18 protein-coding genes are annotated in these 21,406 nt (G+C 68.1%); 15 read left to right on the plus strand and 3 right to left on the minus strand.

What is annotated here, in order from left to right:
- Positions 1-113: 113 nt before the first annotated feature.
- The 13 genes from rimP (at position 114) to ACW17W_RS15225 (ending at position 16,286) form a co-directional block, all read left to right on the plus strand.
- Positions 114-725, plus strand: coding sequence for a ribosome maturation factor RimP (rimP, locus tag ACW17W_RS15165; protein WP_492077797.1), 612 nt, complete (start codon positions 114-116; stop codon positions 723-725).
- Positions 725-2,473 carry a transcription termination factor NusA gene (nusA, locus tag ACW17W_RS15170; protein WP_492077798.1) on the plus strand — a complete coding sequence of 583 codons (1,749 nt, stop codon included), beginning with the start codon at positions 725-727 and terminating at the stop codon, positions 2,471-2,473. The genes rimP and nusA overlap by 1 nt, the downstream gene beginning before the upstream one ends.
- 18 nt (positions 2,474-2,491) lie before the next feature.
- Positions 2,492-3,175 (plus strand): RNA-binding protein, encoded by a 684-nt coding sequence (locus ACW17W_RS15175; RefSeq protein ID WP_492077799.1) that lies wholly within the window; start codon positions 2,492-2,494, stop codon positions 3,173-3,175.
- A gap of 120 nt (positions 3,176-3,295) precedes the next feature.
- Complete coding sequence (gene infB, locus ACW17W_RS15180) at positions 3,296-6,334, plus strand: translation initiation factor IF-2 (protein ID WP_492077800.1); 3,039 nt, start codon at positions 3,296-3,298, stop codon at positions 6,332-6,334.
- Positions 6,335-6,518: 184 nt separating this feature from the next.
- A complete protein-coding gene (locus tag ACW17W_RS15185; protein WP_492077802.1) occupies positions 6,519-7,037 on the plus strand; it encodes a hypothetical protein in 519 nt (172 codons plus the stop codon).
- Between the two features lie 37 nt (positions 7,038-7,074).
- Positions 7,075-7,767, plus strand: coding sequence for a DUF2459 domain-containing protein (locus ACW17W_RS15190; RefSeq protein ID WP_492077804.1), 693 nt, complete (start codon positions 7,075-7,077; stop codon positions 7,765-7,767).
- A 66-nt stretch (positions 7,768-7,833) separates the two neighbouring features.
- Positions 7,834-8,280 (plus strand): 30S ribosome-binding factor RbfA, encoded by a 447-nt coding sequence (gene rbfA, locus ACW17W_RS15195; protein ID WP_492077806.1) that lies wholly within the window; start codon positions 7,834-7,836, stop codon positions 8,278-8,280.
- Positions 8,281-8,323: 43 nt separating this feature from the next.
- Positions 8,324-9,256 carry a tRNA pseudouridine(55) synthase TruB gene (gene truB, locus ACW17W_RS15200; RefSeq protein ID WP_492077808.1) on the plus strand — a complete coding sequence of 311 codons (933 nt, stop codon included), beginning with the start codon at positions 8,324-8,326 and terminating at the stop codon, positions 9,254-9,256.
- 86 nt (positions 9,257-9,342) lie between these two features.
- Complete coding sequence (rpsO, locus tag ACW17W_RS15205) at positions 9,343-9,612, plus strand: 30S ribosomal protein S15 (RefSeq protein ID WP_492077809.1); 270 nt, start codon at positions 9,343-9,345, stop codon at positions 9,610-9,612.
- Positions 9,613-9,971: 359 nt separating this feature from the next.
- Positions 9,972-12,221 carry a polyribonucleotide nucleotidyltransferase gene (gene pnp / locus ACW17W_RS15210; RefSeq protein WP_492077811.1) on the plus strand — a complete coding sequence of 750 codons (2,250 nt, stop codon included), beginning with the start codon at positions 9,972-9,974 and terminating at the stop codon, positions 12,219-12,221.
- 403 nt (positions 12,222-12,624) lie between these two features.
- Positions 12,625-13,329 carry a GIY-YIG nuclease family protein gene (locus ACW17W_RS15215; RefSeq protein ID WP_492077813.1) on the plus strand — a complete coding sequence of 235 codons (705 nt, stop codon included), beginning with the start codon at positions 12,625-12,627 and terminating at the stop codon, positions 13,327-13,329.
- Positions 13,330-13,911: 582 nt separating this feature from the next.
- Positions 13,912-15,153, plus strand: a complete 1,242-nt coding sequence (locus ACW17W_RS15220; protein ID WP_492077815.1) for a TIGR03862 family flavoprotein — start codon at positions 13,912-13,914, stop codon at positions 15,151-15,153.
- The gene (locus tag ACW17W_RS15225) at positions 15,150-16,286 is read left to right on the plus strand and encodes a serine hydrolase domain-containing protein (protein WP_492077817.1); all 1,137 of its coding nucleotides are present in this window, start codon (positions 15,150-15,152) and stop codon (positions 16,284-16,286) included. The genes ACW17W_RS15220 and ACW17W_RS15225 overlap by 4 nt, the downstream gene beginning before the upstream one ends.
- A 1-nt stretch (position 16,287) precedes the next feature.
- On the opposite strand, the gene rarD is transcribed toward ACW17W_RS15225, so the two are convergent.
- Complete coding sequence (gene rarD / locus ACW17W_RS15230) at positions 16,288-17,211, minus strand: EamA family transporter RarD (RefSeq protein ID WP_492077819.1); 924 nt, start codon at positions 17,209-17,211, stop codon at positions 16,288-16,290.
- A 162-nt stretch (positions 17,212-17,373) separates the two neighbouring features.
- Complete coding sequence (locus ACW17W_RS15235) at positions 17,374-18,420, minus strand: aspartate-semialdehyde dehydrogenase (RefSeq protein WP_492077821.1); 1,047 nt, start codon at positions 18,418-18,420, stop codon at positions 17,374-17,376.
- Positions 18,421-18,597: 177 nt separating this feature from the next.
- Between ACW17W_RS15235 and zapE the strand changes: the two genes are divergently transcribed.
- Together zapE and ACW17W_RS15245 are read left to right on the plus strand one after the other, a co-directional pair.
- A complete protein-coding gene (zapE, locus tag ACW17W_RS15240; RefSeq protein ID WP_492077823.1) occupies positions 18,598-19,698 on the plus strand; it encodes a cell division protein ZapE in 1,101 nt (366 codons plus the stop codon).
- 42 nt (positions 19,699-19,740) lie between these two features.
- On the plus strand, positions 19,741-20,289 hold the full coding sequence (locus tag ACW17W_RS15245; protein WP_492077825.1) for a YbjN domain-containing protein: 549 nt from the start codon (positions 19,741-19,743) through the stop codon (positions 20,287-20,289).
- A 71-nt stretch (positions 20,290-20,360) separates the two neighbouring features.
- On the opposite strand, the gene mdh is transcribed toward ACW17W_RS15245, so the two are convergent.
- Complete coding sequence (gene mdh / locus ACW17W_RS15250; RefSeq protein WP_492077827.1) at positions 20,361-21,323, minus strand: malate dehydrogenase; 963 nt, start codon at positions 21,321-21,323, stop codon at positions 20,361-20,363.
- Positions 21,324-21,406: the final 83 nt, after the last annotated feature.

Genomic DNA, 21,406 nt, shown 5'->3' on the forward strand with positions numbered 1-21,406 from the left:
GCGTCCCACATCGTTAGACCGGCGTCCAACGGCGTCGTTCCAAGCGGCGGCCCGGGATGGCCAGCCGCTTTTTTGTTGCCCGCTTTTGTTGCCGAGACAGAGACCCGAACCCGTTGCGCGCCAAGACCGCCCCTGACCGCCAGCTGCTGGAGCTGATCGACCCTATTGCGGAGTCGCTCGGCCTGGACATCGTGCGCGTGCGCCTGATGGGCGGCTCGCTGCGTCAACGGCTGCAGATCATGGCCGAACGCCCGGCCGACAACGACATCTCGGTCGAGGAATGCGCCCGTCTGTCGCGCGCCGTGTCGGAGGTGTTCGACGCCGCCGACCCGATCGCCGGCGAATATCTGCTGGAGGTGTCGTCGCCCGGCGTCGACCGCCCCCTGACCCGGCTCAAGGACTTCGACCTGTTCGAGGGGCTGGAGGCCCGGCTCGAGACGGACCGGATGATCGAGGGCCGCAAGCGATTCAAGGGCCTCGTCGCCGGGACCGAGGGCGACAACGTCTGTATGGACCTGGACGGCGAGGACGAGACCGCCCTGATCCCCTTCGACTGGCTGGTCGACGCCAAACTGGTCATGACCGACGCCCTGCTGAAGCGCGGCGCCGAAATCCGCGCCCGTCGCGGCGAACCTGAAGACGACGAGCTTCCGGACCATTCTCCCGAGGATGGCGCGCCCGGAAACAACACCAACACCAAGACCCAATCTGAGGACAAAGCCTGATGGCCGTCACCGGTATTTCCGCCAACCGTCTCGAACTGCTCCAGATCGCCAATGCGGTGGCCCAGGAGAAGAATATCGATCGCGAGATCGTCATCGAGGCGCTGGAAGAAGCCATCCAGAAGGGCGCCAAGTCGCGTTACGGCGCCCATCACGACATCCGGGCGAAGATCGATCCGAAGACCGGCGAACTGGCCCTGACCCGTCACGTCACCATCGTCGAGGACGACTGGATGCCGGAGGACGAGCTGGAAGAGTTCAACGACTCGGCCATGGTCCGCCTGACCGACGCCTCGAAGCGCGATCCCGAGGCCGTCGTCGGCAAGGAGTATGTCGAGGACCTGCCGCCGTTCGAATTCGGCCGCGTCCAGACCCAGATGGCCCGTCAGGTCATCACCGGAAAGGTGCGCGAGGCCGAGCGGGCCAACCAGTTCGAGGAGTTCAAGGATCGCGTCGGCGAGATCGTCAACGGCACGGTCAAGCGCGTCGAATACGGCAACACCATCGTCGATCTGGGCCGGGGCGAGGGGATCATGCGCCGCGACCAGTCGATCCCGCGCGAGGTGTTCAACATCGGCGACCGCATCCGCACCTACATCTATGACGTCCGGGCCGAGACCAAGGGCCCGCAGATCATGCTCAGCCGCGCCCACCCGGGCTTCATGGCCAAGCTGTTCGCCCAGGAAGTGCCTGAGGTCTACGACGGCGTGATCGAGATCCGCGCCGCGGCCCGTGACAGCGGCTCGCGCGCCAAGATGGCGGTGCTTTCGAACGACAGCTCCATCGATCCCGTCGGCGCCTGCGTCGGCATGCGCGGCTCGCGCGTTCAGGCGGTCGTCGCCGAACTGCAGGGCGAGAAGATCGACATCATCCAGTGGAACCCGGACGAGCCGACCTTCATCGTCAACGCCCTGGCCCCGGCCGAGGTCTCCAAGGTCGTGCTCGACGAAGAAGCCGGCCGCGTGGAAGTGGTCGTGCCCGACGAACAGCTGTCCCTGGCCATCGGCCGTCGCGGCCAGAACGTGCGCCTGGCCTCCCAGCTGACCGGCTGGCAGATCGACATCATCACCGAGAGCCAGGACTCCGAACGCCGCCAGAAGGAATTCAGCGAGCGCACCCTCCTGTTCCAGGAAGCCCTGGACGTCGACGAGGTCATCGCCCAGCTGCTGGTCACCGAGGGCTTCGCCACCGTCGAGGATCTGGCCTTCGTCGAATCCTATGAAGTCGCCGAGATCGAGGGCTTCGACGAGGACACGGCCGAGGAGCTTCAGGCCCGCGCCCGTGAATTCCTCGACAAACAGGCCGCCGTCCTGGACGCGAAACGCACCGAACTGGGCGTCGAGGATGCGGTTATGGCCGTGCCCGGCGTGACCCTGGCCATCGCCGTCGCCCTGGGTGAAGGCGGGATCAAGACCGTCGAGGATCTGGCCGATCTGGCCACGGATGAAATCCGCGGCGGCCACGAGGTCGTGAACGGCGAACGGGTCAAGCTGGCCGGGGTGCTGGAAAGCTTCAACCTGAGCCAGGAGGACGCCGAAATGCTGATCCTTCAGGCCCGTGTCGCCGCCGGATGGATCGACGCCTCCGAACTGCCCCAGCCCGAGCCGGAGTATGAGGAAGAGGTCGAGTACGCCGAGGGCGAATACGACCCCGACGCCGTCTTCGGCGAGGCCCCCGCTGTCGCTGACGCCGGACCGGAAGCCGGGGCCGACGCCTCGGCCGACGACCTCGACCAGCCCCAAGACGCGTGATGGGAGCCCCGACCGTCCATGTCTCTCCGCGATGCGAACGCAGCAGATAGGGAACGCCGCGACCTGGTCACCGGCCAGGTCATGGATGAATCTCGTCTGATCCGTTTCGTCGCGGGGCCGGACGGCTCGGTCGCCCCGGACCTGGGCCGGAAACTGCCCGGGCGCGGCCTGTGGGTCGCCGCCGACCGCGTCTCGGTCGCGGCGGCGGTGAAGAAGAACCTGTTCGCCCGGTCCGCCCGCGCGCCGCTCAAGCCTGCGGCGGACCTGCCCGACCTGGTCGAGCGGCTTCTGGTGCGGCGCGTCCTGGACCAGCTGGGTCTTGCCCGACGCGAAGGCGTGCTTGTCTCGGGCTTCGAAAAGGCGGCCGCCGCGATCCGCTCAGGATCCGCCGCCTGGGTGATCGAGGCGCACGACGGCTCGGCTGACGGGCGCGGAAAAATCCTCAACCTGGCCCGTCACCAGACTGCCCGCGTGTGCGGCGCATTCGGCGTGGATGATTTGAGTTTGGCCCTCGGGCTGGAAAATGTGATACATGCCGTCCTTCTCGCAGGCGGGCGGGCCGATCGCTGGACCTCAGAGATGGACCGGCTGGCGGGCTTTCGACCGCTGCGGCCGGTGGACTGGGACCGGGTCCGCGCCTCGCAAGAGGCGACGGGCGGGGTCGAGGCCGGGTCAGACAACGACCCGGGAGACGAGCCTTGACGGGCTGAATGACGGGCGGGGTCTGGTTCCTGTACGGGATCGGACTGCGCACGGCTTTTTGTGTTTGCGTGACGATTTGAGATTTCGGCGGACTTCCCCGCCCACGAGTAAAGCGACCGGATGAGCGACGAGAACGACAAGACCAACGAAGGCCAGGGCAACGCCGGGGGAACGCCGTCGACGACGGGACCGCGTGCGCCGCTCAGCCTGAAGCCCCGCGCCGTGGGATCGGTCCCGACCGGCACCGTGCGCCAGAGCTTCAGCCATGGCCGCACCAAGACGGTGGTGGTCGAGACCAAGCGTCGCCCCGGCGCGACGCCGGGCGGACCGCAGCGTCCGCAGGGCTTTGACGTCGCCCGACCGCGTTCTGACGCCCCGGCCCCGGCCCCCGCGCCGCGTCCCGCCGCGCCTGCCGCCGGTATGAACCGCCCCCAACCCGCCGGCGGAAGCCTGTCCGGCGAGGAACAGGAGGCCCGTCGCCGCGCCATCGAGATGGCGACCCGCCAGCAGGCCGAGCGCGCCGCCGCCGCCGCCGCTGAACAGGCCCGCCGCGACGCCGCTGCGCGTGAACAGGCCGCCGCCGCTGAACAGGCCGCCGCCGCCGCCCAGGCCGAGGCCGCCGCTGCGCGCGCCGCCGCCGAGGCCGCCCGTACCGAGGCCGCCAAACTGACCGCTGCGGCGCCGATGCCGCCCGGAAAGCCCGCCGCCCGCGCGCCCCTGGCCCCCAGGCCCGTCGCTCCGGCCCCGGTCGCCGCCGCGCCGCAACCCGCGCCGCAACCGACGCCGGCGCCTGCGCCTGTCGCCCCGGCGCCCGCTCGCCCGGCCCCGCCGGCGCGTCCGGTCGTCAACTTCGGCCAGCGCGTGCCCAAGCCGACCAATCCGGCCCGCGCCCCGATTGATCGCCCGGCCTTCGGCGGTCGCTCGGCCCGTGAAGAGGCCATGGGCGGAGGGGAGAAATCCTATTCCGATCGTCCGACCACCGCGCCGCGCCCCTCGGCGCCCGCCCGGCCGGCCGAACCCGTTCGCTACTCTGCCCTGAATCCGCGTCCCGCCCCGGGCGCGGCCCGTCCGGGCGCCGCGCGCACCGGCCCCGGCGGCCGTCCGGCGCCGAACGCCCCTCCGGCCACGCCTGACGTCCTGCGGCCCAGCCGCGCGCCGGGCGCCGCCTTCGGTCGTCCCGCCAAGCCAGAGGACGATCGCGACAAGCGCTTCTCCGACGCCGGCAAGGCCGTCAGCCGCACGCGCGGCGAGCCCAAGCGCCGCGAAGGCCGCCTGACCATCCAGTCCGTGGCCGGGGACGGCGACACCGCCGAGCGGATGCGCTCGCTGGCCTCGGTCCGCCGCGCCCGTGAACGCGAGAAGGAAAAACGCAAGGGCGGCTCCACCGATGCGCCGAACCGTCCGCGCGAGGTCGTCATCCCTGACGTCATCACCGTGCAGGAGCTGTCCAACCGGATGGCCGTCCGCGGCGTCGACATCATCAAATTCCTGATGAAACAGGGCCTGATGATGAAGATCAACGACGTCATCGACACCGACACCGCCGAACTGGTGGCCGACGAATTCGGCATGACCGTGCGCCGCGTCTCGGAGTCCGACGTCGAGACGGGCTTCCTGTCCGACGCCGTCGATGAGGACGCGACCACGCCCCGCGCCCCGGTCGTGGCCATCATGGGCCACGTCGACCACGGCAAGACCTCCCTGCTGGACGCCCTGCGCACCACCGATGTGGCGGCAGGCGAGGCCGGCGGCATCACCCAGCATATCGGCGCCTATCAGGTGCGGCTGGAAGACGGGAACAAGGTCACCTTCCTCGACACCCCGGGTCACGCGGCCTTCAGCGCCATGCGCGCCCGCGGCGCCAATGTCACCGACATCGTGGTTCTGGTCGTGGCCGCCGACGACGGCGTCATGCCCCAGACGATCGAGGCCATCCAGCACGCCCGTGCGGCCGGCGCCCCGATCATTGTGGCGGTCAACAAGATCGACAAGCCGGATGCGAACTCGCTGAAGGTGGTCAATGAACTGCTGCAGTACGAAGTCATCGCCGAGTCTCTCGGCGGCGAGACCCAGATCATCGAGGTCTCGGCCAAGGCCCGCACCAACCTGAACGGACTGCTGGACGCCATCCTGCTCCAGGCCGAGGTCATGGACCTCAAGGCCGACCCCGAGCGCGAGGCCGAAGGCGTGGTCATCGAGGCCAAGCTGGACAAGGGCCGCGGCCCGGTCGCCACCGTGCTGGTCAAGCGCGGCACCCTGAAGCGCGGCGACATCGTCGTGGCCGGCTCGTCCTGGGGCAAGGTTCGCGCCCTGCTGGACGAACGCAACGCCCAGCTGACCGAGGCCGGTCCGTCGGTTCCGGTCGAGATCCTCGGCCTCGACGAAACCCCCTCGCCCGGCGACGTCTTCGCCACGGTGGAGAACGAGGCCCGGGCCCGCGAACTGACCGAGTTCCGCGCGCGTCAGAAGCGCGAGAAGGCCACCGGCGGCATCAACCAGGTCTCCCTGGTCGACATGATGTCCAGGCTGGGCTCCAGAAAGGTCTCGGAACTGCCGGTCCTCATCAAGTCCGACGTCCAGGGCTCGGGCGAGGCCATCGCCTCCTCGCTGGAGCAGATGGGCAATGACGAGGTGCGCGCGCGCATCGTCATGTCCGGCGCCGGCGGCATCACCGAAAGCGATGTCACCCTGGCCAAGTCGGCCGGAGCGCCGATCCTCGGCTTCAACGTCCGCGCCTCCAAACAGGCGCGCGACCTGGCCGAGCGCGAAGGGGTCGAGATCCGCTACTACGCGATCATCTACGACCTGCTGGACGATATCAAAGGCGTGCTCTCGGGCATGCTGGCGCCGCTCCAGCGCGAAACCTTCCTCGGCAACGCCCAGGTGCTTCAGGCCTTCGACATCTCCAAGATCGGCCGGATCGCCGGTTGCCGGGTCACCGAGGGCGTGGTGCGCAAGGGCGCCAAGGTCCGCATCATCCGCAACGATGTGGTGGTGCTGGAACTGGGCACGCTCAACACGCTCAAACGCTTCAAGGACGAGGTCAACGAGGTCCCGTCGGGTCAGGAATGCGGCATGCAGTTCCAAGGCTTCCAGGACATCCAGGTCGGCGACTACATCGAGTGCTTCACCGTCGAAGAGGTCAAGCGCACGCTTTAGGCGAGGGGCGCTTCGCGCCCGCGCTGACGCCCGGCTCGCGGAGCCTCGCCGCCTGAGCGCGGCGGGGCTCCGCTTCAATTTGGAACGACTCCAGGCCGCGTCGGGTCGGGAGGTCCCGCAGGGCCGACGACTGCGGCCAGAGGGAACGCCACCCTTCCGCCGCATAGGCGCAGGATGAAGGTTCATGTTTCGCCGTCCGATCCTCATCCTCGCCCTGCTCGCCCTCGCTACCCCGGCGGCGGCCGACACCCGCTATCTGGCCTATGACGCCACCGACCGGATCACCACGGCCCTGACGCGCGGCCTGACGCTGGAGGTCGAACGCGGACTGTTCGGGGCCGTGTCGGTCAGGCGGATCATCTCCACCACCTCGCGCGGCTCGGCGCGGATCGAGCGCGGCGGTCCGGATCAGGCGCGCCGGGTTCTGCCCGAAGGGGCGGGGGAGACCGCCATCTACACCCTTCCGGTCGATGGCGACGGTCGTCCGCTGGCGCGGGCCCTCTGCCCCGGGGCGGACCAGACCTTCCTCGTGCTCGGCCGGGTGCGGGCCGTGCGCCCCCTGACCATCCATGCGGTGGGTCGCTGGCCTGATGGCCGGTTTCGCCACTGCGTCCAGCTGTCCTATACCTATCGCGGCGAGTGGGCCCTGCCGTCGCGCACCGATCGCACGGGCGGCGACTCTCCGGTCCCCACCCGTCCCTGAACAGCGCCGTCCCTGATCCTGCCGAGCCGAGCAACCGATGCGCCTTTCCCTGATCGCCGGACTGGTCGGACTGGTGCTGGGGCTGGCGACCTGGGTCAGGCCCGGCGTTCCGGCGTCACAGGGCGTCACCGGCCCGGACGTGGCCCTCCATGTCCTCGACAACGGCTTCCACACCGACTTCGTCATGCCGAGGTCGGCCCTCGCCGCCCGCCCAGGGCCGCTGAAGGACGCTGTTGACGGGCTCGCCCCCGGCGACTGGGTGCTGGTCGGCTGGGGCGATGCGAAATTCTATGTCGACCAGAGGCCGATCGCCGATCGCCTGCCCGACGGCGCCCGCGCCTTCTTCGGCCCCGGCAACCCCTCGGTCCTGATGCTGCGGCCCGAGACGCAGCCGCCCGAGGTCGCCTTCGCCCCCGAGGGCCGGCGTCGCCTTCACCTGTCGGCGGCCGCCTTTGACGGGGTGCGTCGGCGGATCGAGACCTCGCTGGACGTCTCGGGCGGCGCCCCGCGCCTCGCCGCCAGCCGTCCGGGCGACCCGGCCCGCTTCTTCGCCTCGGTCGAGCCCTTCTCGATCCTGCACCTGTGCAACCACTGGGCGGCCGAGGTGCTGAACGCCGGCGGCCTGTCCATCCGGCCGGTTTGGGCGATCCTGTCCGGCGAGGTCGGCGCCACGGTGGATCGTTCCGGCGGGGACCGCGCCAAACTGGACATCGGCGTCCGCGACGACTAGACCGCCCCCCTTTCCGTTTTGGCCTCGGGCCGGGTCCGAACCCCGGGGAGCGTCAGGGACCCCCTCATGAGCAAGCCCAAGTCGAAATCCTCCGCCGGCCTCGTCAGCCAGCGCCAGTTGCGCGCGTCGGAGATGATCCGCCACGCCCTCGTCGAGGTGATGCGCGAGAACGAGATCCGCGACGAGGCCCTGATCGGGGTCTCGGTGACGGTGACCGAGGTGCGGCTGTCGCCCGACCTGAAGCACGCCACCTGTTTCGTCGAACCCCTCGGCGCCGGGGTCCAGACCTCCGACACCGCCGGCCATATCGACGAGATCGTCAAGGCCCTCAACGCCCACGCCAAATTCCTGCGCGGCGCCCTGGGCCGGCATATCGACATGCGTTTCACCCCCGACCTGCGCTTCCGCCACGACGAGAGCTTCGAGGCGGCCGAACGGCTGAACCGCCTGCTGGACGACCCGCGCGTCCGGGCGGATGTCGTGGCGCCGCCGGTCGAGGACGACGAGGCGTAATGGCTCGGCCTCAAGCAGCGCGACGCGCCACAGGCCCGGCGTAATGGCCCGCCGCAAGAAGGGCGATCCCGTCAACGGCTGGGTCTGTCTCGACAAGCCGTTCGAGATGGGCTCGACCGACGCCGTGTCGAAGATCCGCCGTCTGTTCAACGCCCAGAAGGCCGGCCATGCGGGCACGCTGGACCCCCTGGCCTCGGGCATCCTGCCGATCGCCCTGGGCGAGGCGACCAAGACCGTCCCCTTCATGATGGAGGCGGAGAAGGTCTATCGCTTCACTGTCCACTGGGGAATCTCGACCGACAGCGTCGACCGCGAGGGCGAGATCATCGCCCGGTCCGACGTCCGCCCCTCGCTCGAGGCGATTCAGGCCGCCCTGCCCGGCTTTGTCGGCGAGATCGACCAGACCCCGCCCCGCTTCAGCGCCATCAAGGTCGACGGCCAGCGCGCCTATGACCTGGCCCGCGAGGGGGTGGAGTTCGAACTCGACAGCCGCCGCGTGACGATCCACGAGGCCGCTGTCACCGACATGCCCGACGCCGACCATACGGAAATCACCATCCGCACCGGCAAGGGGGTCTATGTCCGGTCCCTGGCCCGCGATCTGGCGGCCCTGCTGGGCGCCGAGGGGCATGTCTCGGCCCTGCGGCGCGAGAGGGTGGGGCCGTTTTCCATCGATAACGCCGTCACACTGGATTTCCTGACCGATCTGGTGCATAGGGACGCCGCCTCGGAAGGCTTGCTTCCCGTCGCGACCGCTCTGGACGACATCCCGGAACTGGCCGTGACGGAACAGGACGCCTTCTCGCTTCGTCAGGGACGACCGATCGTTCTGCTCCCCCGACAGGTCGAAACGCTCAAGAGCCGCCTTCGCGACGGCTCCAGAACCGTTTCAGCCTTCCAGGGACAGACCCTCGTCGCTCTCGGTCAGTTGCGGGCCGGTCGCTTCGAACCCGACCGTGTTTTCAATCTTTCCTGAGGCCCCTGAAACGGCCGAGGGAAGCGCAAACCGCGCTCACCGCGAGGCCTCGAAGGCCGGACGCCGGCGCAACAAGGAGTACTTCGATGTCGGTTACTGCTGAACGCAAGACTGAAATCATCGCCGAGAACGCCCGCTCCGCCGGCGACACCGGCTCGGCCGAGGTCCAGGTCGCGATCCTGTCGGAACGCATCGCCAACCTCACCGAACACTTCAAGACCCACAAGAAGGACAACCACTCGCGCCGCGGCCTGCTCAAGATGGTCTCGCAGCGTCGTCGCCTTCTGGATCACCTGACCAAGACCGACAACGCCCGCTATGTGGCGCTGATCGCCAAACTCGGCCTGCGCCGCTAGGGCCGGGACAAGACGCGGAAGATTTTCGAGGCGCGGGCCCTGTCCGCGCCTCTTTCCGCATACAGAGACCGTCCAGGCCAAGTGGACACCGGTTGGCCGCCCGGGATGGTCTCAAAGGATAAAGACCAGCCGCGCGTCGCGGTACGAACCGACGCAAGGACCTGATCGTTCGAGGCCTCTGGCCGGGAGCGTGAATCAGGTCCCCTGTACTGACGCGAGGGCTGATACCGGTCCTCATGACTTCCCGGACCGATCGCCATGGGGCGGCGGTCCATGGACCGAAGGACTGAACGCCCGACGCTCCACCCACTGATGGGACTCCGCGCGGAATACGCCGCCCGGAACACGAAAGACGAAACATGTTCGATATCAAACGCAAGACGATCGACTGGGCCGGCCGGCCGCTGACGCTGGAAACGGGCCGCATCGCCCGTCAGGCCGACGGCGCCGTTCTGGCCACCTATGGCGAGACCGTCGTCCTCGCCACCGTCGTTTACGGCCGCGCGCCCAAGCCGGGCCTGGATTTCTTCCCGCTGACCGTCAACTACCAGGAAAAGACCTTCGCCGCCGGCAAGATTCCGGGCGGCTATTTCAAGCGTGAAGGCCGTCCGACCGAGAAGGAGACGCTCGTCTCCCGCCTGATCGACCGTCCGATCCGCCCCCTGTTCGTCAAGGGCTTCAAGAACGAGACCCAGGTCGTCATCACCGTGCTGCAGCACGACATGGAGAACGACCCCGACATCGTCGGCATGGTCGCCACCTCGGCCGCCCTGACCATCTCGGGCGTGCCATTCATGGGCCCGATCGGCGCCGCCCGCGTCGGCTATATCGATGGCGAGTTCGTCCTGAACCCGACCCTCGACCAACTGCCGGACAGCCAGCTCGACCTCGTCGTCGCCGGCACCCAGGACGCCCTGATGATGGTCGAATCCGAAGCCAAGGAGCTGTCGGAAGAGGTCATGCTGAACGCCCTGATGTTCGCCCATCGCGGCATGCAGCCGGTGATCGACGCCATCATCGAACTGGCCGAACACGCCGCCAGGGAGCCCTTCGACTTCCAGGCCGAGGACCATTCCGACGTCGTCACCTCGATCCAGTCGCTGGTCGGCGAGGACATCAAGGCCGCCTACACCCACGTCGGCAAGCATGCCCGTCATGAGGCCGTTGGCGCCGCCAAGAAGAAGGCCGCCGCCGCCCTGGTGAAGACCGACGAGAACCCCGACGGCGTCGACAGCGCCAAGTTCGGCACGGCCTTCAAGGAATGCGAGGCCCACGTCCTGCGTCGCGACATCATCGACAACGGCCACCGCGTCGACGGCCGCGCCCTGGACAAGGTCCGCGACATCGTCTCGGAAGTCGGCCTGTTCCCGCGCACCCACGGCTCGGCCCTGTTCACCCGCGGTGAGACCCAGGCCATCGTCGTCGCCACCCTCGGCACCGGCGAGGACGAACAGTACGTCGACGCCCTGTCGGGCACCTACAAGGAGAAGTTCCTTCTCCACTACAACTTCCCTCCCTATTCGGTCGGTGAAACCGGCCGGATGGGCGGCGCAGGCCGTCGGGAAATCGGTCACGGCAAGCTGGCCTGGCGGGCGATCCGTCCCATGCTGCCGTCGTCGGAAGACTTCCCCTACACCATCCGTCTGGTGTCGGAGATCACCGAGTCCAACGGTTCGTCCTCGATGGCCACGGTCTGTGGTTCGTCCCTGGCGCTGATGGACGCGGGCGTGCCCCTGGTTCGTCCGGTCTCGGGCATCGCCATGGGCCTGATCCTCGAGCCGTCGGGCGAGTTCGCCATCCTGTCCGACATCCTGGGCGATGAAGATCACCTGGGCGACATGGACTTCAAGGTGGCCGGCACGCGCGAGGGCATCACGTCCTTGCAGATGGACATCAAGGTCGCGGGCATCACCGAAGAGATCATGCGCAAGGCGATCGCCCAGGCCTCGGCCGGCCGTCTGCACATCCTCGACGAGATGGACAAGGCCATCGACGGCGCCCGCACCGAGCTCGGTGAGTTCGCGCCCAAGATCGAATCCATCAAGGTCCCGGTCGACAAGATCCGCGAAGTCATCGGCACCGGCGGCAAGGTGATCCGCGAGATCGTCGAAAAGACCGGCGCCAAGGTCAACATCGAGGACGACGGCACCGTCAAGATCGCCGCCTCGGACCAGGAAAAGATCGACGCCGCCAAGGCCTGGATCCTGTCCATCGTGTCCGAGCCTGAGGTCGGCACCATCTACACCGGCAAGGTCGTCAAGGTCGTCGACTTCGGCGCCTTCGTGAACTTCTTCGGCGCCAAGGACGGTCTCGTGCACGTGTCGCAGATGGCCCTGGAACGCGTCGCCAACCCGGCCGACGTCGTCTCCGAAGGTCAGGAAGTCCGCGTCAAATTCCTCGGCATGGACGATCGCGGCAAGACCAAGCTGTCGATGAAGGTCGTCGATCAGGCCACGGGTGAAGACCTGACGGACAAGATCAACGCCGAACGCGCCGAACGCGGCGAAGCCCCCCTGTCCGACGACACCGGCGGCCGTCCCAAGCGTGAAGGCGGCGGCGACCGTGACCGCGGCGGCGACCGCGGCCGCAGCCGCCCCCGTCGCGACTAGGTTTCAGCCCCCTTGCTGAAATGAACGAGGCCCCGCTGGAAACAGCGGGGCCTTTGTCTTTTGCGTCTCGATCAGGCGCTGGCGTCGCCCCCTCCGTCTCCTCGCTCCGCCCGGATCCACCTCCCCATGCTTCGCACAGGGAGGACGAAACGACGCCTGTCCTCCCCGTTCGCCCTTTGCGAATGGGGAGGTGGCGCGGCGCGATCTTCCGCGCCGTGACGGAGGGGGCGACCGCAGCCGCACCCGTTGCGACGGGTTTCGGGCTGTTGCTGAATGAACGAGGCCCCGCTGGCGACAGCGGGGCCTTTTTCGTGTGAGTGTTCATCTTGGGCGTGGGCGGCTTCGGCTATCCGCTCGTCGCCCGGGCTTTTGCGTTCCGGTTACCGAAGCGTATCTATTGCTGATGCGTGCACACATCCTCAGCGAGATTCGACGGCTTGCCGACCTAAACGATGGCCAGCCGCCCGGCAAAAAAACCTTCCTGCGCGAAACCGGCATCGCCGAACATCAATGGAGCGGTCGCATTTGGGCACGATGGAGTGATGCTCTCATCGAGGCCGGCCTTGAGCCAAACAGAATACAGCATCGGTTCGATAGCAATGAGATGTTGGGTAAAATTGCCCAAGCCTGTCGGCACTACCGCCGTTTTCCCACTGTTGCAGAACTCAATCTATACAGACGCAGCAATGCTGGATTTCCCAGCACGAAAGCAATCACCAGCCATTTCGGAACCAGAGACGGCCTCATCGCCGCGTTGGCCAAACATGTCGAGGGGGATGAGAATGGCGGAGACATCGCAGCGCTGTTGCCCAAAGTCGGTCCCGTTGCCACTCCAAGCCATTCTCGAAGCAATGAGGGCTTCGTCTACCTCATCAAATCCGGCGAGTTCTACAAGATCGGCCGAAGCGAAGATCTCGAACGACGCGTGAGGCAGATTGCGGTGGCGCTGCCCGACAAGGCGACCCTTGTCCATTCGATTCGCACAGATGATCCCGTCGGCATTGAGGCCTACTGGCATCGTCGTTTCGCGGAAAAGCGCGCAAATGGAGAATGGTTCAAACTGTCGTCGCTCGAAGTTCAGGCGTTCAAGAAGCGGAAGTTCCAGTAGTCCGTAGTGCCTTTTTACTCCAATAGCATGGCGAACAATCCTCCCCCGTTGGGGGAGGTGGCGCGGCGCGCTTGCGCCGTGACGGAGGGGGCCTGATCCAGACACGGTGCATGGGGCTGGCCCCCTCCACCGCTTCGCGGTCCCCCTCCCCCGACGGGGGAGGATCGGTCACTGGCTATCCACCCGGTTTCTGAGATGGCAGGCCATTGCCACCCCTTGATGTCCAACGCCTTTCCCTAATCTGCCCATCCTGAACCCACGCCCCCGGCAATACCGTCCATAATGCCCGTGGCCGCCGCACGGGAGGGAGGCACAGGCCGCCATGGCGCAATCGACCCGACCTCTCTCCCGCCCCTGCACCTGCGCGCCGGAAGGGGCGCTCCGCAGGCGGACGGTCCGACCGCATGGGACGGTCCGACCGCATGGGACGGGTGGGACGGATGGGACGGTGTTTTCGGCGTCCGGGTCGATCGCCCTGCCTTTCGTCATCCCCCGGCCTGCGCCGCTGCGCGGCTGGCCGCAGGATGACGAAAGAAGAAGATCGTCTTCCCTCTTCCCGCCCCCTGCCCCACAAGTCCCCGCATGACCGACCCCTCCCCTGCCCCCGCCATCCACATCATCGGCGCCGGCCCCGCCGGGTTGATGGCGGCCGAGCGGCTGGCGGCGGCGGGCCATCGGGTCGTGGTCCATGAGCGGATGCCCTCGGCAGCGCGCAAACTGCTGATGGCCGGGCGGGGCGGGTTGAACCTGACCCATTCGGAGGGGCCTGAGGCCTTCCTCGGCCGCTATGGCGACCGGACGCCTGCCCTCGCCCCCTGGCTGGAGGCCTTCAGCCCCGCCGACCTGACCGCCTGGGTCGAGGGACTGGGGCAGACGACCTTCACCGGCTCCTCGGGCCGGGTGTTTCCCAAGGCGATGAAGGCCTCGCCCCTCGTTCGGGCCTGGCTGGCGCGGCTGGCGGAACTGGGCGTCGAGATCCGCACCCGTTCGATCTGGACCGGCTGGCGCGACGGAGCGCTGGTGTTCGACATGCCCGACGGCGAACGGCGGGAAACCCCCGCCGCCACCGTCCTGGCCCTGGGCGGCGCCAGCTGGCCCCGGCTGGGGTCGCAGGGCGAATGGACCGGATGGCTTCAGGCGACCGGCGTTGCCGTCGCCCCCTTCCAGCCCGCCAATGCCGGTTTCAATCTCGACTGGTCGCCGGTGCTGGTCGAGCGGTTCGCCGGCCAGCCGCTGAAACCCGTCGCCCTCAGCTTCGGCGACACCACCGTGCGGGGCGAGTTGATGCTGACCCGCTATGGCGTCGAGGGCGGGGCCGTCTATGCCCTGTCCCGACCCCTGCGCGAGGCCATCGCCGCCGAGGGGTCCGCCGTCCTGACGCTGGACCTGCGGCCCGACCTGTCGCTGGAGGCCCTGACCGAACGGCTGGCGAAACCGCGCGGCAAGGACAGCGCGACCAACTGGCTGCGCAAGGCCGCCGGCCTGTCGCCCGCCGCCATCGGGGTGTTGCGCGACATCCCCGGCGACCTGCCGACCGGCGCCGACAAACTGGCCCGCCGCATCAAGGCCGTGCGCCTGACCCTGACCGGGATGCAGGGGCTGGACCGCGCCATCTCCTCGGCGGGGGGCGTGCGGTTCGAGGCCGTCGACGAACGGCTGATGCTGACCGCCCGGCCCGGCGTCTTCGTCGCCGGCGAGATGCTGGACTGGGAGGCGCCAACGGGCGGCTATCTGTTGCAGGCGACCCTGGCCTCGGGCGTCGCGGCGGCCGACGGCGTGCGGGACTGGCTGGCGCGCGCGGCCTCGGATAGGACGGGCGTATGACCGAGATTCATGGACCCTGCCCCGACCGCTTCGCCGCCGTGAAGGACGCCTTCGCGGCCAATTTCACCGATGCGCCCGAGGGGCTGAACGAACAGGCCGCCCGGTTCTCCGTCGTCATCGGCGGCGAGACCGTCATCGACCTGATCGGCGGACAGGCCGATCCGCGGGCCGGAACCCCCTATGACGCCCGCACCCTGACCCCCGTCTTCTCGACGGGCAAGGCGGTGATGGCCCTGCTGATCGCCAGCTGCGTCGAGCGCGGCCTGCTGGACTACGACCAGCGCGTTTCGGACCTCTGGCCCGCCTATGGCGCCGCCGGCAAGTCGGACATCACGGTCGCGCAGATGATGTCGCATCAGGACGGCCTGCCCGGCTTTTCCGAGGGGGTCGAACCCTCCATCTGGTTCGATCGTCAGGGCGTGCTGGACCGGCTGGCGGCCCAGGCCCCGATGTGGCCGCCGGGCGCGGCCAGCGGCTATCACCCGATCACCATCGGCTATCTGGCCGGCGAACTGTTCCGCCTCGCCGACGGCCGGACATTGGGCACAGCGCTGAAGGAGGACTTCCGCGACCGCTTCGGCCTCGACCTGTGGGTCGGCCTGCCCGAGAGCGAGCACGACCGGGTCGCGGTGCTGAAGAAGCCCTCGGCCGCCCCCGACCTCGGCGTCATCGACGACATCAAACGCTCCGCCTTCCTCGACCGGGGCTCGGCGCCGGGCGGACGCGGGTCAAAGGACTGGCGCGAGGCGGAAATTCCCTCGGCCAACCTGCACGGCACGGCCCTGGATCTGGCGCGGATCATGGGGGTCTTCGCCAATGACGGGGTGCTGGACGGTCAGGCCGTCCTGTCGCCGGACGTGGTGGATCAGGCGACGGTCGAACGCATCCGGGGCCAGGACCGGGTCCTGCCCTTCGACATCAGCTGGGCGGCGGGGCTGATGCGCAACGCCGGACTGGGGATTTTCGGCCCCAATCCGGACGCCGTCGGCCACTGCGGCTGGGGCGGCAGCTGCGCCTTCGCCGACGCCGGGGCGCGGGTCTCCGCCGCCTATGTCATGACCCGCCAGTCGTCCCACCTGATCGGCGACCCCCGGGCGCAACGGCTGATCGACGCCCTGTATCCGGCGCTGTGAGTCAGGCCGGCTCGCTCTCTCTGATCGCCTCGCGGATCACCCGCGACCGCCGCCAGGCGCCCAGGGCGAAGACCCCGGCCCCGGCCCAGATGAAGGCGAAGCTGACGCCCCTCAGCACGGTGAAGGTCTCGCCGGCCCAGACGCCCACGCCGAACTGCAGCGTCGGCGCCAGAAACTGGATGAAACCGATGGTCGACAGCGGCAGCCGCCGCGCCGCCGAGGAGAACAGCACCAGCGGCAGAACCGTCGCCAGACCGCTGGACAGGGCCCAGATCAGCCCGGTCGTCGAGGCGAAACCCACCCCGCCCTGCCCGTGCGTCTCCAGCCAGACCAGCAGCGCCAGACCGAACGGCAGCAGCACCAGACATTCCACGAACAGCCCCGTCGCCGCCTCCGCCGCCACCCGCTTCCGGATCACCCCATAGGCGCAGAAGCTGAACGCCAGGATCAACGACAGCACCGGCAAATGACCCAGGGCCACCGTCTGCACCGCCACCCCCACCGCCGCCAGGGCGATGGCCGCTCCGCCCCACCGGTCCATCCGCTCGCGGAACAGCACGGCGCCCACGGCGATATTGAAGAGGGGGTTGATATAGTAGCCGAGGCTGGCCTCCAGCGTCGCCTGATGGGTCGTCGCCCAGACATAGACGCCCCAGTTGACGGCGATCAGCAGGGCCGACAGGGCCAGCCAGCCCAGCGTCCGGATGTTCCCCAGCACCTTCCGCGCCGCGCCCCGCTGGCCCAGCAACAGCACCAGGGCGCCGGCCGCGAACACCGACCAAACCGCCCGGTGCGCCAGTATCTCCGGCGCGCCGAAGCCGGCATGGGCCATGGCCATGAACAGCAGGGGCATCAGCCCCCACAGGGAATAGCAGGCCACAGCCGTCAGGACGGCGCGGCCGTCGGGGGCGTCGGGGGAGGACATCATATTCATCCTTCCTTCTCCCATTGGGAGAAGGTGGCTCGCGGAGCGAGACGGATGAGGGTCGGGTCTCAAAGTGTGAGCACCGAACCCTCACCCTTTCGCACCAGAACGACGGCTGACGCCGCCGTGCGCTCAAGCCCTCTCCCACCGGGAGAGGGGACCTTAGACCGTGATCGTGCGATAACCAGTGGAGGACTTGATCGTGCCGGTCTCGTCCAGCAGCTGGGCGATCTGGACCGCGTTCAGGGCGGCGCCCTTGCGCAGGTTGTCCGACACCACCCAGAAGACCAGCCCGTTCTCGACCGTGTGATCCTTGCGGATCCGCGAGACATAGACGGCGTGTTCGCCCGCCGCGTCGACGGGGGTGATGTAGCCGTCGTGCTCGTGCTTATCGACCACCAGAACGCCCGGCGCTTCACGCAGGATGGCGCGCGCCTCGTCGGGGCTGATGGGGCGGTCGAACTCCACCGTCACGGCCTCGGAGTGGCCGACGAAGACCGGCACACGGACGCAGGTGACCGTCAGCTTGATCTCGGGGTCCATCATCTTGTGGACCTCGTTCCACATCTTGGCCTCTTCATCGGTGTAGCCGTCCTCGTTGAACGACCCGATGTAGGGGATGACGTTGAAGGCGATCTGTTTGGGGAATTTCTTCGGACGGGCGTCGCCCAGACCATAGATGGCCTTGGTCTGGTTCCACAGCTCATCCATCCCCTCCTTGCCCGCGCCGGAGACCGACTGGTAGGTCGCGACCACGACACGCTTGATCTTCGCCGCGTCATGCAGGGGCTTCAGCGCCACGACCAGCTGGGCGGTGGAGCAGTTCGGGTTGGCGATGATGTTCTTCTTGTGGGCGTCCTTGACCGCGTCCGGGTTCACCTCGGGCACGATCAGCGGCACGTCGGGGTCCTTGCGGAAGGCCGAGGAGTTGTCGATCACGATCGGGCCCAGCTTGCCGATCTTTTCCGACCAGGCGCGCGACACGTCGCCGCCGGCCGACATCAGCACGATGTCGACGGTCGAGAAGTCGAAGCTCTCGATGTCTTCGCATTTGATGGTCTTGTCGCCCCAGGCGACATCCATCCCCTTGGATTTTCGCGAGGCGATCGCATGCATTTTATCGACGGGGAAGTTCAGTTCCTCGAGGATGGTCAGCATTTCCCGGCCGACATTGCCGGTGGCGCCTACGATGGCGACGCGATAGCCCATGATCATATTCCTTTTGGCCGCCGTCTTCGGCGGGGTGCAGGGGATTTAGCCCTTCGCAGCCGCGAAGCAACGGTTTTCACGCATAGTCCGACTCACGTTCGCGCCACACCGGCATTGGCCGTGCTTATGGCGCTCCGCCCGCTTCCCCCTTTCGCGGTCGGGAGCTAATCCCTCCCCATGACCTCCCGCATCCGTTCCGCCTATGACATCCGCGTCGACGAAGGCGTACTCAATCCCGATCCGGCCCAGGCGCCGTTGATCGCGGCGCTGGAGCGGCTGGAGGAGGATCTGGCGAGGAAGGGCTTCTTCGGCGCCCAGCCGGAGGTCAGGGGTCTCTACATCTGGGGCCCTCCGGGACGGGGCAAGTCCATGCTGATGGACCTGTTCGTGGCCACGACGCCGGAACCGCGCAAGGAACGCGCCCATTTCCACGCCTTCATGGCCCGGGTTCATGATCTGATCCGACAGTGGCGCGAGGGGGATCGCAGGACGCGCAAGGCCGTGTTCGGGTCGCACAAGGGCGACGATCCGATCGAGCCCGTGGCCGAGCTGATCGCCTCCGAGGCGCGGCTGCTGTGTTTCGACGAGCTGCAGGTCACGGACATTGCCGACGCCATGATCCTGGGCCGGCTGTTCGAGGCCCTGTTCGAACGCAAGGTGGTGCTGGCGGTCACCTCCAACCGGGCGCCGGATGACCTCTACAAAAACGGTCTGAACCGACAGCTGTTCGTCCCCTTTATCGAGGACCTCAAACAGCGCTGCGTGGTCGTGGAGATCGACGGGGCGCGCGACTGGAGGCTGGACCGGTTGAAGGGGTCCCCCGTCTGGTTCACCGACACGGCGGCCGAGCGCTCGGCCTTCGAGGCGCTATGGACCGACCTGCGCGGCGGCATGCATGAGGCCCCGACCCATCTGGAGGTGCTGGGCCGGGATGTGGCGGTGCAGCGGACCGCCGGAGGACTGGCCCGCGCGACTTTCGACGACCTCTGCGCCCGGCCGCTGGGGCCGCAGGACTATCTCGCCCTGGCCGGCCGGTTCCACACCCTGTTCATCGAGGGGGTGAAGACCCTTGGCCCCGAGCGGCGCCAGGAGGCGCGCCGGTTCGTGACCCTGATCGACGCCCTGTATGAGGCGAAGACCCGGCTGGTGGTGCTGGCCGGGGCGTCGCCCGACGCCCTGTACGCCACCGGTGACGGGGCCTTCGAATTCGGGCGGACCGTGTCGCGGCTTCAGGAAATGTCGAGCGCCTCCTGGCTCGAGACTGCGCCCGCCGCCTGAGCCCGTCTCGACTTCGCCGCATTCGCCGATAGTGTCAGCTCCATGAAACACATTGCCGCGACCGCCGCCCTTGCTCTGCTCACCACCGCCGGATCCGCCCTGGCCCAGACGGCGCCCGCCGCCCCGGCGGCGGCGGCCGCGCAGCCCGTTCCTGTCGCCGGCCACAGCGCCACAGCGATCGGCGCCTGGCTCGGGACCCGGGGGGCCACGACCCAGCCGGTCCAGATGGATGGCGACCGGCGCTACATTCGGGTGACCACCGACGGCCTGCCGTGGATTCTGTTCCTCCAGTCCTGCGACGGCGATGTCTGTTCTGACCTTCAGTTTTCGGCGGGGCTCGCCCATGCCCAGGTCACGGCGGAAAAGGTCAACGCCTGGAACCGCGACCGTCGCTTCGTAAAGGCCGTGTTCGAAGCCCCCGCAGCCGGTGCGCCCGCCTCGGCCGTGGCCCAGTTCGACGTCCTGGTGCCGGCCGGCGGGCCGGAGGAACTGACCGACCAGCTGGCCATCTGGCGCAGCCTGCTGCCGGAGTTCGTGCGGGTCATGACGACCGACCGAACCACGGCTCCGGTCGCGACGCCCGGCGGCTGAGGAGCGGAAGCTTCCCATAGAAAAAGGCCGCAGCGGACGCTGCGGCCTCTTGTCGTTTCAGCAAGCGGGGCTCAGGCCAGCGAGGAATCGATGTCCTTGCAGGCCTGCAGCAGGCCCTGGACCGAGGCGACCGACTTCTCGAACATCGCCTTCTCCTCGTCATTGGTCGTGAACTCGACGATCTTCTCGACGCCGCCGGCGCCGATCAGGGCCGGCACGCCGACATAGAGGTCCGACAGGCCGTATTCGCCCGACAGCCAGACGGCGCAGGGCAGGACGCGCTTCTGGTCCAGCAGATAGCTCTTCGCCATGGCGATGGCGCTTTCGGCCGGGGCGTAGAAGGCCGAGCCGGTCTTCAGCAGGGCCACGATCTCGCCGCCGCCCTTGCGGGTGCGCGTGACGATGCCGTCAAGGTCAGCCTGCGACAGGAAGCCGGCCGCGACCGCGTCGGGCAGGGGCAGGCCGCCGACGGTCGAATGGCGCACCATCGGCACCATGTCGTCGCCGTGGCCGCCGAGGGTCCAGGCGTGGATGTCCTGCACCGAGACGCCGGTTTTTTCCGACAGGAAATAGGCGAAGCGTGCCGAGTCGAGCACGCCGGCCATGCCGACAACCTTCTCGTGCGGGAGACCCGAGAATTTCTGCAGGGCCCAGACCATGGCGTCGAGCGGGTTGGTGATGCAGATGACGAAGGCGTTGGGGGCGTGGGCCTTGATGCCCTCGCCGACGGCCTTCATGACCTTCAGGTTGATGGAGACCAGGTCGTCGCGGCTCATGCCGTCCTTGCGGGGCACGCCGGCGGTGACGATGCAGACGTCGGCGCCTGCGATGGCGGCGTAGTCGTTGGCGCCCTTCAGCGAGACCGAGGAGCCGAACACGGCGGTGGCTTCAGCGATGTCGAGCGCCTTGCCCTGGGGCGTGCCCTCGGCGATGTCGAACAGGATCACGTCGCCCAGGGCTTCGCGCGCGGCCACATGGGCCAGGGTGCCGCCTATCATACCGGCGCCGATGAGGGCGATTTTTGCGCGAGCCATGAAGAAGTCTCCTTGATTTGGCCCGACGCGCCTTCGCGCGACATCAGGCCCGTTTGCAGGTGCGAGAAGAAATCGTTGCGCGG

It is taken from the genome of Brevundimonas sp. FV1ye29L (assembly GCF_058681095.1).